The organism is Cytobacillus sp. Bva_UNVM-123, from assembly GCF_046351715.2.
GTDB lineage: Bacteria > Bacillota > Bacilli > Bacillales > Cytobacillaceae > Cytobacillus.
In genome coordinates, this window is record NZ_CM177772.1 from 1827591 (window position 1) to 1840780 (window position 13190).

At 35.9% G+C, this 13190-nt stretch carries 12 protein-coding genes; 9 read left to right on the plus strand and 3 right to left on the minus strand.

Annotated features, from left to right (window positions below; translation table 11 throughout):
• Nucleotides 1-59 precede the first annotated feature (59 nt).
• The gene (locus KDN24_RS08945) at nt 60-296 is read right to left on the minus strand and encodes a helix-turn-helix domain-containing protein (RefSeq protein WP_409974518.1); all 237 of its coding nucleotides are present in this window, start codon (nt 294-296) and stop codon (nt 60-62) included.
• 133 nt (nt 297-429) lie between these two features.
• Here KDN24_RS08945 and tgl point away from each other — a divergent pair, with 133 nt between their 5' ends.
• The 6 genes from tgl (at nt 430) to KDN24_RS08975 (ending at nt 4511) form a co-directional block, all read left to right on the plus strand.
• A complete protein-coding gene (gene tgl / locus KDN24_RS08950; protein WP_409974519.1) occupies nt 430-1185 on the plus strand; it encodes a spore coat transglutaminase TGL in 756 nt (251 codons plus the stop codon).
• Between the two features lie 94 nt (nt 1186-1279).
• Nucleotides 1280-1591, plus strand: a complete 312-nt coding sequence (locus tag KDN24_RS08955; RefSeq protein ID WP_409974520.1) for a metal-sulfur cluster assembly factor — start codon at nt 1280-1282, stop codon at nt 1589-1591.
• Nucleotides 1592-1920: 329 nt separating this feature from the next.
• Nucleotides 1921-2445 carry an NfeD family membrane protein gene (locus tag KDN24_RS08960; protein ID WP_409974521.1) on the plus strand — a complete coding sequence of 175 codons (525 nt, stop codon included), beginning with the start codon at nt 1921-1923 and terminating at the stop codon, nt 2443-2445.
• A gap of 15 nt (nt 2446-2460) precedes the next feature.
• Entirely contained in the window at nt 2461-3990 is a 1530-nt protein-coding gene (gene floT, locus KDN24_RS08965; protein WP_409974522.1) for a flotillin lipid rafts scaffold protein FloT, read from the plus strand.
• A gap of 211 nt (nt 3991-4201) precedes the next feature.
• Nucleotides 4202-4330, plus strand: a complete 129-nt coding sequence (locus KDN24_RS08970; RefSeq protein ID WP_409974523.1) for a YjcZ family sporulation protein — start codon at nt 4202-4204, stop codon at nt 4328-4330.
• Between the two features lie 43 nt (nt 4331-4373).
• Nucleotides 4374-4511, plus strand: coding sequence for a YjcZ family sporulation protein (locus KDN24_RS08975; protein ID WP_409974524.1), 138 nt, complete (start codon nt 4374-4376; stop codon nt 4509-4511).
• A 100-nt stretch (nt 4512-4611) separates the two neighbouring features.
• On the opposite strand, the gene KDN24_RS08980 is transcribed toward KDN24_RS08975, so the two are convergent.
• Nucleotides 4612-8967, minus strand: a complete 4356-nt coding sequence (locus tag KDN24_RS08980; protein ID WP_409974890.1) for a S8 family serine peptidase — start codon at nt 8965-8967, stop codon at nt 4612-4614.
• 710 nt (nt 8968-9677) lie between these two features.
• On the opposite strand from KDN24_RS08980, the gene KDN24_RS08985 reads away from it, so the two are divergent.
• Together KDN24_RS08985 and KDN24_RS08990 are read left to right on the plus strand one after the other, a co-directional pair.
• Nucleotides 9678-10205, plus strand: coding sequence for an RNA polymerase sigma factor (locus tag KDN24_RS08985; protein WP_409974525.1), 528 nt, complete (start codon nt 9678-9680; stop codon nt 10203-10205).
• Nucleotides 10189-10800 carry a YhfM domain-containing protein gene (locus tag KDN24_RS08990; RefSeq protein ID WP_409974526.1) on the plus strand — a complete coding sequence of 204 codons (612 nt, stop codon included), beginning with the start codon at nt 10189-10191 and terminating at the stop codon, nt 10798-10800. The genes KDN24_RS08985 and KDN24_RS08990 overlap by 17 nt, the downstream gene beginning before the upstream one ends.
• Before the next feature lie 99 nt (nt 10801-10899).
• Here the strand turns inward: KDN24_RS08990 and KDN24_RS08995 are convergent, their stop codons facing one another.
• Entirely contained in the window at nt 10900-11256 is a 357-nt protein-coding gene (locus KDN24_RS08995) for a hypothetical protein (RefSeq protein ID WP_409974527.1), read from the minus strand.
• Between the two features lie 498 nt (nt 11257-11754).
• Here KDN24_RS08995 and KDN24_RS09000 point away from each other — a divergent pair, with 498 nt between their 5' ends.
• Nucleotides 11755-12864 carry a sugar ABC transporter substrate-binding protein gene (locus KDN24_RS09000; protein WP_409974528.1) on the plus strand — a complete coding sequence of 370 codons (1110 nt, stop codon included), beginning with the start codon at nt 11755-11757 and terminating at the stop codon, nt 12862-12864.
• Nucleotides 12865-13190 lie beyond the last annotated feature (326 nt).

The following is a 13190-nucleotide window of genomic DNA, read 5'->3' on the forward strand; positions in this document are numbered from 1 at the left end:
TTATGCGTTTATGTTTCCAATCATACATGGCGGAATTTGGCGAAAGCGGGATATGATTTTTACATAAGAGGCGGTACGTTCTTACTAATTTCTGATAGGAGAGAACCAATTGATTCAAGATGCTGGTCATCAAGATCAAAAGCCTCTTTTATTTTATTTTCTAAATTAGTTGTTACCCTTCTTTTGCCAATTTCGACTAAGGCAATAAGCGAGAAGCTGCAGCTGACAATTTTGGCGAATTCTCGTTGAGACATATTGTAACTTTCCCGTAAAAATTTGATGATGTCTTTGTCCATATTTTCACCTACTAATATAATGTCAGTTTATTAAAAATAGCATTGAAATTATGCTTTTGTCAAAACAAATATTGAACAGTCAGTCTGTAATACCCATAAGGTAAATTAATAACCTATGAAAGAGGGGAGTAAGATGATTGTTATTCGGAATAATGAAAAAAAGCCTTCGCTTAATGAATTTCAAGGCAAGAAACAGGAAATTTACCTTGCCCTAGAAAATAGCCCTATTATTTATCCATATAGCTCACTTCACGAATTTATTTTTGATCTCTTTTTAAGAGAAAATATTATTTTAACTGCCAGAAAACTAAATGAAAGTGGAGCAACATTTGCCCCTTTCTCCACCTCAAAGTTTAATCCACAAATTTGGACAAAAACCAAATACGGCTATTTGTTAAAGACTGATATATTACCATCTGAAGCAATAAAAGACGTTTTTACAAATGGGAAAGAATATGCATTTGAATGTTCAACTGCTATCGTGCTTATTTTTTATAAAGCTGTTTTAGAAACAATTGCTACGAGCTATTTTAATACATTATTTCAAAGGCTTTTAGTATGGGATTGGAATTATGATAAGGATCTAGGCATTATAACAAAGCGCGGAAGAGATTTCATACCTGGAGATGTCGTTTATTTCTACAATCCAGATTTTGGTCATCCAGTTTGGACAGGAGAGAATACTGTTTATTTAGGGGAAGGCCTATTTTTTGGACATGGTATTGGAATCGAAACAGAAGAAGGAATGATTAACGCACTTAATACTTTAAGAAGGCCTAATGCTACAAGACCAGCCTATTTAATTTCTCAGCATAGTCGATTGGACACTCAATATTTATCTCAATTTACAAGGAAATCTTTTTCAACAGATAGGAAGGTTTATGTTTAAGTAAGTGTGATGTGGTTCACTTCATCTTCTAGTTAATTTTCTTATAATGATAATAAATCTCAATTAAAAATAAGAGGAAATGGGATGAAAAGAGATGAGTGATCACATTAAAGAAAAGATAATGGAAGCACTAGAGGAAGTCATGGATCCTGAATTAGGCGTAGATATTGTAAATTTAGGATTAATATATGAAGTGAATATTGAAGAGGATGAAGCAAACATTGTAATGACGATGACTTCAATGGGCTGTCCGATGGCTGGAACAATCATGACAGGAGTAAAAATGGCCATCATTGAGAATGTTGAGGAAATGAATAAAGTTAACATAGATATTGTTTGGAATCCCCCTTGGACTAAAGATAAAATGTCTAGGTACGCAAAACTGGCACTTGGTGTTCATATTTAGTGTGTCAAAACTCTATGTAGAAAAATGAATTCAGTATTTTAGCTCTGTACAATGGTGCAGAGCTTTTTTGAGTTCGCTATGAAATGAAAAAACCCATTTATATTTCTCAATATTTTGAAACATTTTATGACTTTACCCGTATATATAGTGAGCCAGAAAAAAGATGTCAAAAAAGGGGGAATGAAAATGGCTGTCATTACCTTTGTAAAAAAAAACAATTTGAGATTAGGCAGTCTTTATGGAGAAACAAAAATTCATCATTTTTGTGTTAGATTCAAACGACTATCAAGAGTTTATTTTGTTGAATTTTCGGAGAGGGCTGTATAATTATGGAGTTATTCGGTCTTCCTATTCAAACCATTTACTTATATGTCTTAATTATTTCTGGCCTCTTAATTATTCTTTATTTATTTTTTGGGGATGTAATGGAAGGGATTTCAGAGGCAACTGGGTTTCTTAATCCAGTATTGATCCTTGCATTCTTAATATTTTTATCAGCTATCGGTTATTTATTTGAAGCATTAACGGCTCTAAACTCAATCTTAATAATGGCAATTGCTGCAATAGCCTCACTTGTTCTAGATACTTTATTAAATATTTTTGTTCTTATTCCATTAGCTAATACGGAAGAATCTTTGGCATATACGGAGGAGTCATTAAAAGGAAGGATTGCAACGGTGCTTATTCCGATTCCAGAAGATGGTTTTGGAGAAATTCTAATTGAAAGCATTAGTGGAAGAATTTCTAAGCCTGCTGCTAGTTTTGAAAATAAAATAATTGCCGCTGATGAAAAGGTACTCATTATTGATGTAAAGGATGGGGTTCTCTATGTTGTTCCTCATAATAAATATTAGATTGGAGGAAAGCTTATGCTCACTACTTGGATTATTATAGGAATTGTCGCTTTTTTATTAATTGCTTTACTTGGAGTCTTCGTAACAAAATATCGAACAGCCGGTCCTGATGAAGCATTAATTGTCACTGGAAGTTATTTAGGAAATAAAAATGTTCATGTTGATGAATCTGGTAATAAAATAAAAATTATCCGTGGTGGCGGAACGTTCGTCCTTCCAGTATTCCAGCAAGCTCAGCCACTTAGTTTATTATCAAGTAAGCTAGAAGTATCGACACCAGAAGTCTATACGGAGCAGGGAGTTCCAGTTATGGCAGATGGAACTGCGATTATTAAAATTGGTGGATCGATTGGCGAAATTGCTACCGCAGCTGAACAATTCCTCGGTAAGTCAAAGGAAGATAGAGAGAATGAAGCGAAGGAAGTGCTTGAAGGGCATTTAAGATCCATCCTTGGTTCAATGACAGTTGAAGAGATTTACAAAAACCGCGATAAGTTTTCACAAGAAGTTCAACGTGTAGCTTCACAAGATCTTGCTAAAATGGGCCTTATTATCGTTTCGTTTACTATTAAAGATGTTCGTGATAAAAATGGTTATTTAGATTCCTTAGGAAAACCACGGATTGCACAAGTAAAACGTGACGCTGATATTGCCACAGCAGAAGCTGAAAAAGAAACAAGGATCAAACGAGCAGAAGCAGATAAAGACGCACAAAAGGCGGAACTTGAAAGAGCGACTGAAATTGCTGAAGCAGAAAAAGAAAATCAAATGAAAATGGCAGATTACAGAAGAGAACAAGATGTCGCAAAAGCTCGAGCTGACCAAGCATATGATCTTGAAACTGCCCGCGCAAAACAAGAAGTTACTGAGCAGGAAATGCAAATTAAAATTATTGAGCGTCAAAAGCAAATTGAACTAGAAGAAAAAGAGATATTAAGAAGAGAGCGTCAATATGATTCAGAAGTAAAGAAAAAGGCTGATGCTGACAGATACTCTGTTGAACAAGCAGCAGAAGCGGAAAAGAGAAAACAAATTGCTGAAGCGGATGCAAATAAATATCGGATCGAATCTCAAGCCCGCGCAGAAGCTGAGCGTGTGAAAGTAGATGGGTTAGCTAAAGCTGAATCCCAACGTGCTCAAGGGGAAGCAGAAGCAGATATTATCCGTCTAAAAGGTCTTGCAGAAGCAGAGGCAAAACGAAAGATTGCTGAAGCATTTGAGCAATACGGACAAGCAGCGATTATGGATATGGTTTTAGAAATGCTGCCTGAATATGCAAGAGAAGTTGCTAGCCCACTTTCTAATATTGATAAGATTACAGTTGTTGATACGGGAAGTGACAGTAAAAATGGTGGTGCAAATAAAGTTACTGGCTATGCAACAAATTTAATGTCGACTATGCAGGAAAGCTTGAAAGCAACGTCAGGCATTGATGTGAAAGAATTGCTAGAGAATTTTTCAGGCAAAGGGAATATCCGACAGAGCATTAATGAATTAACAACCGAAATAAAAGAAAAGCAGGAAAAGGTTGAAACAGCAGAATAAACGAATTGAAAAGGCATCAAATCGAAAATTCGGTTTGGTGTTTTTTTATATAGACAATTATTTGTTTTCGATTTGCTCAGCAAGAGCTACAAGCCGCTTCCGCTTTTCGGGCCTGTACTAGTGAATTCACCTAAAAATTGTGTGTTAGTCTATCGCACATATTGGGATAGGTGAATAGGATATATGGAAACAATTAAAGGAGGTATTGAAGATGTCAGATGAATGCTGTGGAGTTGGAATCGGAGGCGGCTTCGCTTTATTAGTTGTCTTGTTTATTTTGTTAATCATCATTGGTGCTTCATGGGGTTATGGTGGATGCGGTGGCTTCGGATTTTTCTAATGTTTGAAAATAAAATCAATTTGGCAAGGAGGAGATTTTTATTATGTCATATGGATACGGCGGCTTCGGCTATGGCGGCCCAGGGTTCGGGTACGGAGGATGTGGCTTTGGAGGCGGTTTCGCATTAATCGTAGTCCTGTTTATCCTTCTTATCATCGTTGGCGCAGCTTGTTTTAGATAATGTATAGAAAAAAGCAGGAGAGTCCCTCTTTTGCCTTTCACTAGAAATAAAAAATCAGGTCAAGTTGGTGTTGCACTAGACCTGATTTTTTATTATTTAATTAAGGACTAACTTCATTGATGATTTCATCATCATTAGTTTCTGTTTTTTTCTCATCATTATTTCCGTTATTTGGAGTATCGTTTTTATCTTTCTTCTTTTCATTAATATAAAGTTTACCGGTAGCTACTTTCCGAGTTTCATTACCATATTCATCTGCTACTTTAACTTCAATTTCAGCTCCAGGAGCCTTTACATTTGAAGTGGCAGTGTAATATCCGACATAATGACCTGGTGAAGTTTCCATCATCGGAAGTTCCGTTGCATTTTCAATTCCTCCAGCATTTGTCAATGGCATTCTTATTGAGAATGTAGCTTTTAGGCCAGGTGAACTGTCGAATTCAATCTTTACAGACTCACCCTTTTTCAATTCCTTATCTTCTGTCGGTACAAGATTTTCAATCGTAGGTGCATCATAAATAGCGTGTACTGTTATGGATTTCTCAGTCGAATTTCCAGCCTTATCTTGGGCAACAACGGTAATAATATTTTCTCCAGGATTTAGAAGGATACGGAGAGAGAATTTGCCATCATGAATGTTAGCGTTTTGTCCATTAACTTTTACAGTATCTAAATGTTCATCAGATACTGTCCCCTCAACTGTCACTGTTTCCTTATTTGTTTTTGATTTATCCTCCGGAGAAGTAATTTCTACTTCAGGATTTGTCTTGTCAAAAATAATCTTTACAGGTTTCGAGGCATCTGTTGATCCTAAATCAGTCGTCACTTTTGCAGTTAAAATATTCTCCCCTTCTGCTAAAGTTACATCAGCAGAGAAGACTCCTGCTTCTGTCGTTTTAATAGTAGCAATTTCCTCATTATGATTGAATAGCTTTACTGTTGTTGAAGGTGCTGATGTACCTTCTACTGTTACTGTTTCTTCATTTGTATATGTTCCATCAGTAGGTGATGTAATAACTGGGGCTGTTACCTCATAGTTGACGATGGAACGAATCATGTAATTTCCTTCTGATTCAGGTGCAGGGGACCAAGCACCACTAACTAGCTGCCAGCTGCGTTTTGCATTTGGACTATTCTCATCTGTTGCTAGTCCTGGGGCATTTGGATTTGGTGCACTTTGAATATAAACCATATAGAAATCACCGTTTACCATGATTCCATGCTCACTTAAATCGACATGTGTCCATTCATCATTTCTTAAGGCAGTCGCATCAAATGGCCCTGCTAACTTCTTACCAGGTGCTCCATCTGGACCGCTAGCGTCGTAAACTTCGACTTTGAATGCTGTACCGCCTGGCACAGGCCATTCAGTATTCCAAAAACGGAATAGACCTCCTGTTACCATAGCATTTTCATGTCCATCAGCTAATGACATTTTTACTGCCCAGCCATTTCCAGCATCATAGAATGCACGTGCATTTTCAGCCGTTCCGTCATCATACTTGATTTCACCAGGAAATCCGATAAATGGTTTTAACTGAACGTTTTGGCTGGCGGATCCTTCCCTAATTGAAAGCTCAATTTCTTGGCTATAGTAAAATGGCGCCATAACTTTTAATGTGTAGTTTCCTTCATATGCTGTTAACGAATACTCACCGTTGGCATTTGTTTGTACAGGCTGAATGGCTGCATCCTCTACTAAAAGCAATGTTGCGTTGGCAATTGGTTCACCTGTAGCCTCGTTTGTAACAACTCCAGTAACAGTACCTTGTGGAATTTCTTCTAGAACAAAGTTTGCTGTAGCTTCACCATCTTGTGGAATGTTAACAGTCTGTGATTGTGAGCGATAGCCATATGCTTCCGCTTGAACAGTGAAGCTTCCAGATGCATGGGTAAATTCATATGTTCCATCCTGAGGCTTTGTGAATACAGATCTGCCAGATTCAAGAATACTCACTTCAGCTGTTAAAGGTAGAAGAACGGGTGCAGGCTGCTTTTGGGTGCCTTCATCCTTTTTGACCTCATTCTTTTTAGGAACAATTGAGTCTGGATTAACCTTTTCTTCTTTTAATGCAACAGTTGAGTCATTTACAGCATTATTTGACTTGTTCATCCCAAGCTGTGCTTTATTCGATGCTTGGAGCGGAGTATTAGCTAATCGTACATCATCAATATACCAGCCAGGTCTTGTTACGGAACCATCAGAGGTCACATTAAATCCAACATAAATTCTTTGACCAGCATATTGACTTAAATCAACTTCTCCATCAATCCAACTTGAGGTAATGTCATGAACGCGAAGCATCTGTGTCCAATTTTTCATGTCAGTTGAAACGAAGACATGACCAAAATCATAATTTCTTTCAAGATTATACCATTGCTTAAATTGCAAGTATGCATTGCCTTCTGGTAGGTCAATTGGTGGCATTAATAAAGTCATATTTGCACTGTTATCATAATTTCCTGAAAGGTTTGTAGCAAACACTTTTTCGCCAGAAGCTGCATTGCCAGGACCAGAAGTTGGGGTTCCCCATTGCCAACTGTTTTTTTCTCCATAAGATGTCCAACCAATTGGCTCAGATTCAAAATCTTGCTCATAACCTATTGTAATTCCAGGTTTAACAGAAACTGCATATGTTTGAGTTTCAATTTCATTTCCGCCGAAATCATTGACCTTCCATTTGTATGATATGGATGGAACGACAATGTGTTCACCAGGGATTACGGCTTTATAAATGCCATCCTGATAATCCCCAGAGATACGCTCCGCTTGAATGGTAGCAAAGCTACCATCTGTTTTTAAGTATTCAAGGTTAACTTTTAATACGCTAACATTGTCAGTTGCTTTTAGCTCTAAAGCTAAATCCATACCCGCGTATGTTTCCTGAGGAGCATGATGTTCAGCTTTTGGTGCTTCATCATCATTTCCACCCTTTGCAACTTGGCCTTTAACTTTTCCAAGCCCTGAAATGATAGATGAAACGGCATCGTAAGCATTCACAAGGCCATAACCAAAGCCATTATTTGGAGTTTGAGGATATGTTCCATTCGTTAAAGGTGTTGCGGTAGTCGTCAAAATCTCCTCAATTTCAGGAACTGTTAAGCTTGAGTCAACTTGACGGAGCAATGCTACGACTGCCGAAACATGAGGTCCAGCCATTGAAGTACCGTTCCAGCCACCTTCATAGCTGCTTCCTGGAACAGCTGAGCGAATATTTACACCTGGTGCAGATATATCTGGTTTAATTTCTCCATATGGTGATGGTCCTTGGAGTGAAAAGCTTCCTAAACCATTATTAATATCTGTAGCTCCAGTAGCAAATGATTCAGGATAGTTAGCTGGATTAGCAATTGAGCCAGGTCCACCAGGATTTCCTACTCTTGTGTTTCCAGCAGAGAATTCAGGAAAGATTTCAGCTGCTCTCCATGCAAGAACCATTGGGCGATACCATTCATCAAGTCCTGGACCACCACCCCATGAGTTATTTACGACGTCAGGAGCCTTATCAGGATGAGGATTTCCAGCAGCATCTTTTGGCGCTATTATCCATTCACCTGCAGCAAGTAAGTCCCTATCTGTTCCCCCATCTGCTGTAAATGCTTTAACAGCAATCCATTTCGCACCAGGAGCAACACCGATTTGATTCGCTCCGTTTGGCTCAGCACCAACCATTGTTCCTGTTACATGTGTACCGTGGCCAAGATCGTCATATGCTGCACCTCTTCCGGCAGTTGCATCAAACCAATTAAATTCATGTGTAGGAGAATTCGGACTAGCTGGGTTATAACCACGATATTTTTCTTTAAGTGCAGGATGATCCCACTGAACGCCCGTATCAATTGAGGCGACGACCGTTCCCGCGCCATCAATTCCCATTTCCCAAACAGCTGGTGCACCAACACGTTCAATATTCCACTCAATCGAGTTTGTATTCGCTTTCGTTTCTACACCTAGTTGTAAGGAAGGCTTGCTAGTTACGACCTCTGGTGTATAAAGCTGTCTAGTTTCATTTGGAAGAATTTTTTCTACTTCTGGGAATGTAGCAACTTGTTCCATGACATTTTTAGTTGCAGTTACTGCGATAGCATTTACTATATAAAAAGATTCGATATCTTTTGCATTACCAGCATTCTCCTGTTTTTGGAGAAAATCTGATACAGGACCTTGTGTTTCAATAGCAGTAGATCTTAAGGAGGAAAGAACAGCAGAACGTTTCAAGTATTTAGCTTTTGCTGGAGTAAGTTTTTGGGTTAATGCTTTATTTTCGGCATCCACAGCCGCCTTTACTGTATCGGCCTGTTCTTTAAATTTAATGAGAAAGGTGACTTTCTCTTGTTTACCGAATTGTTCTAGTAATTTATTGTTTATTTTATTTGTCGTCTTTTCTATAGCTGCTTTTTTCAGTGAAGTGTGAGGAGATTTGTTCGTTTCTGCTGCCACCATGTTTGGAAACATTAGTGGAAGGATCAAAAAAGCAATTAGCGTAATGTAGAGCCATTTCCATTGACCATTTCTTTTACTCTTCAAAAAAAACCCTCCTTAATTTTTTTATATAATCGAGCCTCATTCAACTTCATTTGAAGATCATCACCCCCTCATAAGGGCGTCTTTACTTTCAAAAGCCCTTTCATCTAAAACCATAGCTGAACATACTTAGAATAGTTGTCGAAATAGTTCGAAAAATCAGTAAGAAAGAATAAAATGATAGGAACGTATGAGTGGGTATGTATGAAATTAGGTCCTATTCCATACGAAATCTGTCACTTTATTAGTCTGATGCACACAAAATTAGTAGGAATAAATAACGAAAAGGTTTGAATTATTAAAAAATAAGAAGAAGGTGGTGGCTTCAATTTTTTATGAGAGTAAAATAGTTTATAAGAATGAGTGATAAGGGAGGAAGGAAAATAGTTCTAATTCAAGGATATTAATCGTTTTTTATAATTAAAATAGGAGATTAGATATGTAACTTTATTAAAAATGATAAATGTATATTATTTTTTGGAAAGTTTCAGTTAGAATGGATTGTTTTTGCTAAAATTTTACAAATATAACCATTTACCTGTAACGAAATGATAAAATAGGTAGATAGATTCTTATTGTTACATTAGTGTTTCTTTTTCCATTTTGAATCGTCTAATACTAAACAAGGGGGCGCCATGATCATGGAGAGAGTTTCGATTGAAGGATTTGAGCAACTATATAATGAACATAGTGATAAAATTTATGGATACATATTTCTCCTTGTAAATAATAAAGAAGTTGCTGAGGATTTGACTCAAGAATCTTTCATTAAAGCTTATAAATGTTTAGAACAATTTAATGGAGAATCTCAATTATTCACTTGGCTTTTTCGAATTTCAAGAAATGTAACGATTGATTATTTAAGGAAAAAAAATCGGTTTAAATTTTTTTCAATTGATAAATATCAATTTGAATCTGAAAAGCAAACACCTTTGGAAATTGTTATGAAAGGTGAGGATATTACAACTTTATATGAGGCTATCCGAAGCTTAAAAATGAACTATCAGGAAGTATTAATTTTAAGAAAAATTAAGGAATATTCCATAAAGGAAACGGCTGAAATACTAAATTGGAATGAAAATAAAGTGAAAACAAATACTTTAAGAGCAATGACAGCCTTAAAAAAGGAATTAATGAAAAGGGGGGAAACGTATGAAGAAATTATCTAATTTAGAACAATTATTTCATGATTTAAATGATATCCCACGAACGAGACAGCAGAAACAATTTTCCTTCAATAAAATTATGTACGCTCTACATAAAGACGGGAACAAGAAAAGAAACCTACTTCCCAAATTTTTAACTTTTTCCTTTTCAATAGCAGCATGTTTTTTATTTCTGTTCATTATATATTTTGAAACAGAGATCTTCAAAAGTGATCAATTGAGTGCAAGCTTAGATGGAAAGGAAATAACCCAAATGTGGTTAACACCTTCAAAGTCTGCTAATTCGTTTATACCAAATAAAGAAGAGCGACAACAGAATATTATTACGATGAATGATAAAAGTGTAAATGAGATTATTTCTAACATGATCAAAAATGCTAACTCTGTATCAAGTAGACCAATTTCTGAACCGAAGTATGATTTAATGATTGCTTTAGACAATGATGATGAACTAAAAATAAAAGTATGGGTTGAGGGAGAAACATTATATATAAAAGAATTGAGTGATAAGAAATACTACTTTATATCAGAAAAGAATAGTGTTGCATTTCTTGAAAACGTAAATATTATGAAAGAAAATATCGATCTTTTCCCTTAATAATCGCTATAAAAAAATCGGCTAGCAAGAGGCATAGCCGATTTTTTTATAGCGATTATATTTTTAATTCGCAGAATTTACACTCATTCAAACGTTACATTATTTGATTCGGCAGTAGGTTGCCCAATAACCTTCCACACATACTGAATATCTTGGAACATAGCAGTTTGTTTCAAAGTCAGAGTCAGGTGAGTTTTCACTATTTTGACTAGATAAGTCGAGTGAACTTGCCTCCGCATTTGAGTTTGTACAAGCATGTCCTCCACCAGTAATAAATTTTGTACATACCCAGCAAAGCTGTTGCGCTTCAGTTGAGTTATCATCTGTTAATAAATTAGACACTTGTCCAATTTGATTAACATTGGGATTGTTGTTATCCTGTGAGGCAAAAGTTTGTGTCGAAATAGTCAGTAGTAAAATTAGTATGATCATAATATTTTTCTTCATTATTCCCATTCTCCTTTCTACCTTCATGTATTCAATCATTAATAGAATAACTTATTTTTCCAATAAAAGAATGATACAAAACGAGGATTATTATATGGTAATATTATCCTATTCGTAATTTTCTGATACAGAAACATAAAGTTAAGTAATTAAGGGGAAATTTCAATATTTTTGTTTGTCTTCCATAATTGACCACATGAAAATTTGGGGTTATATTGTTTTTGAGTGTTTAATAGTCATATATTATAGTTTTATATAGTTTATAAATGGTATATATCTAAATAATAGAAAAATAAAATGAGTTTTAGATAATAATTAGTAATAAAGTAACTATAAAACCAAATAAACTATGATTAATACAAAAAAATGTATTGTAGAAGGAATAAATACATGATAAGATTTATTTAAATTCTTTATATGAAAGCGCTATGAATTGTCTGACTCATCTTAAATTTCCTATAATTTTTATGAGTTAAATGAAAACAACCAAAAGGAGTGTATTTTTTAATGAAGAAGATTTTTAAATCAACTTTGATTTTTGTACTAGCTTTATCTCTTCTTCTAACAGGATGTTCTCAAAAGGAAAATGTGGAACCAGCAAGTAAAAAGAATGTATCAATAGAGAATGTACCTGATAGATTTAAAGATGGAAAAGAAGTAAAAATCAAGGTTATTAGAAAAATTGGCGGGGATGATCATACAGCACAATTTTTAGCTGGAGCTAAAGAAGAGGGAGAAGCACTTGGATTTAAAGTTGATGTGTTTACTGCGAATGGTGACACAGCTAAATTCCATGATGCAATTGCACAGAGCCTAAATGAAAATTATGATGGTTTTATTATCTCTCACGGTGATGACGCAGCAACTGTACAAGATGTTCAAAAAATTATTGACGCTGGGAAGAGTGTAGTCACATTCGATTCAAATGGCGATATTGCTTCGATAAATGGTGTAACACTTACATCTCAAGATGATGAAGCATTAGCAACTTTAGCACTGGATCAATTAATTCTTGATACAGATGGTAAGGCAAATATTGTTTATTTATGGGTTGACGGTTTTCCGCCAATGGTAAGACGAAATAATGTATATCAAGAAAAACTAAAAAGTTTCCCTGAAATTAAAGAGGTTGAAAGATTTGGAGTAGCTGCAGCTGATACATCAGTGCAAACGCAAAATGCTGTAGCAGCAATGTTAAATAAACATAAAAAAGGTGAAATTGATGCCATTTTTGCGACTTGGGATGCATTTGCAATCGGTGCAGCTCGTGCAGTTAAAGAAGCTGGCAGAGATGAAATAAAAATTTATGGCATTGACGTATCAAATGCTGATCTTCAATTAATGCAAGAAGAGAATAGCCCATGGAAATATACTGCAGCAGTTGATCCGAAGCTTATCGGCTCTGTAAACATGAGAATTCTTGCTAAGAAGATTGCTGGAGAAGAAACACCTGCAACATTTGATTTAGAAGCATCAATTATTTCACAAGAACAATTACAAAAATCTAATTCACCGGTAAACATGGTTAATCTATCTGAACTTGTTGATGGATGGGGAGTGTCATCTGCATTTGAAGAAGAGTGGATGAAAACTTTAAAAGATTACTATAAAAAATAGGAATTTATTGAAACCTTATGTCAGTGCAGAGAAATCTACTGGTATAAGGTTTCACCATATTCTTAGCTAATAAGTCGCAACAGAAAATCGCAGCTTTCTCTGAAAGGATTTAGTGAACAGGCTTTTTTAATAATATTAGATTTTATATCTTTGAAGTTAGATGAGTGTCTAGCTACAGCGCCTAGCGACTAGTAAACTTCCGACGCACAGGACGTGGCGATCTTAGCCTGCGATCATATCTTCACTCGTCGTGTTTCCTTTATCTCAGTTGAGGTCAGTCCAGTTTATACGTCGCTGAGCAAGGCGCTTGCGCTTTTCTAATGTGA

Bases quoted from the DNA above. Each gene is read 5' to 3' on its own strand.
- KDN24_RS08945 (WP_409974518.1), bottom strand. From the start codon at position 296: ATGGACAAAGACATCATCAAATTTTTACGGGAAAGTTACAATATGTCT.
- tgl (WP_409974519.1), top strand. From the start codon at position 430: ATGATTGTTATTCGGAATAATGAAAAAAAGCCTTCGCTTAATGAATTT.
- KDN24_RS08955 (WP_409974520.1), top strand. From the start codon at position 1,280: ATGAGTGATCACATTAAAGAAAAGATAATGGAAGCACTAGAGGAAGTC.
- KDN24_RS08960 (WP_409974521.1), top strand. From the start codon at position 1,921: ATGGAGTTATTCGGTCTTCCTATTCAAACCATTTACTTATATGTCTTA.
- floT (WP_409974522.1), top strand. From the start codon at position 2,461: ATGCTCACTACTTGGATTATTATAGGAATTGTCGCTTTTTTATTAATT.
- KDN24_RS08970 (WP_409974523.1), top strand. From the start codon at position 4,202: ATGTCAGATGAATGCTGTGGAGTTGGAATCGGAGGCGGCTTCGCTTTA.
- KDN24_RS08975 (WP_409974524.1), top strand. From the start codon at position 4,374: ATGTCATATGGATACGGCGGCTTCGGCTATGGCGGCCCAGGGTTCGGG.
- KDN24_RS08980 (WP_409974890.1), bottom strand. From the start codon at position 8,967: ATGTTTCCAAACATGGTGGCAGCAGAAACGAACAAATCTCCTCACACT.
- KDN24_RS08985 (WP_409974525.1), top strand. From the start codon at position 9,678: ATGGAGAGAGTTTCGATTGAAGGATTTGAGCAACTATATAATGAACAT.
- KDN24_RS08990 (WP_409974526.1), top strand. From the start codon at position 10,189: ATGAAGAAATTATCTAATTTAGAACAATTATTTCATGATTTAAATGAT.
- KDN24_RS08995 (WP_409974527.1), bottom strand. From the start codon at position 11,256: ATGGGAATAATGAAGAAAAATATTATGATCATACTAATTTTACTACTG.
- KDN24_RS09000 (WP_409974528.1), top strand. From the start codon at position 11,755: ATGAAGAAGATTTTTAAATCAACTTTGATTTTTGTACTAGCTTTATCT.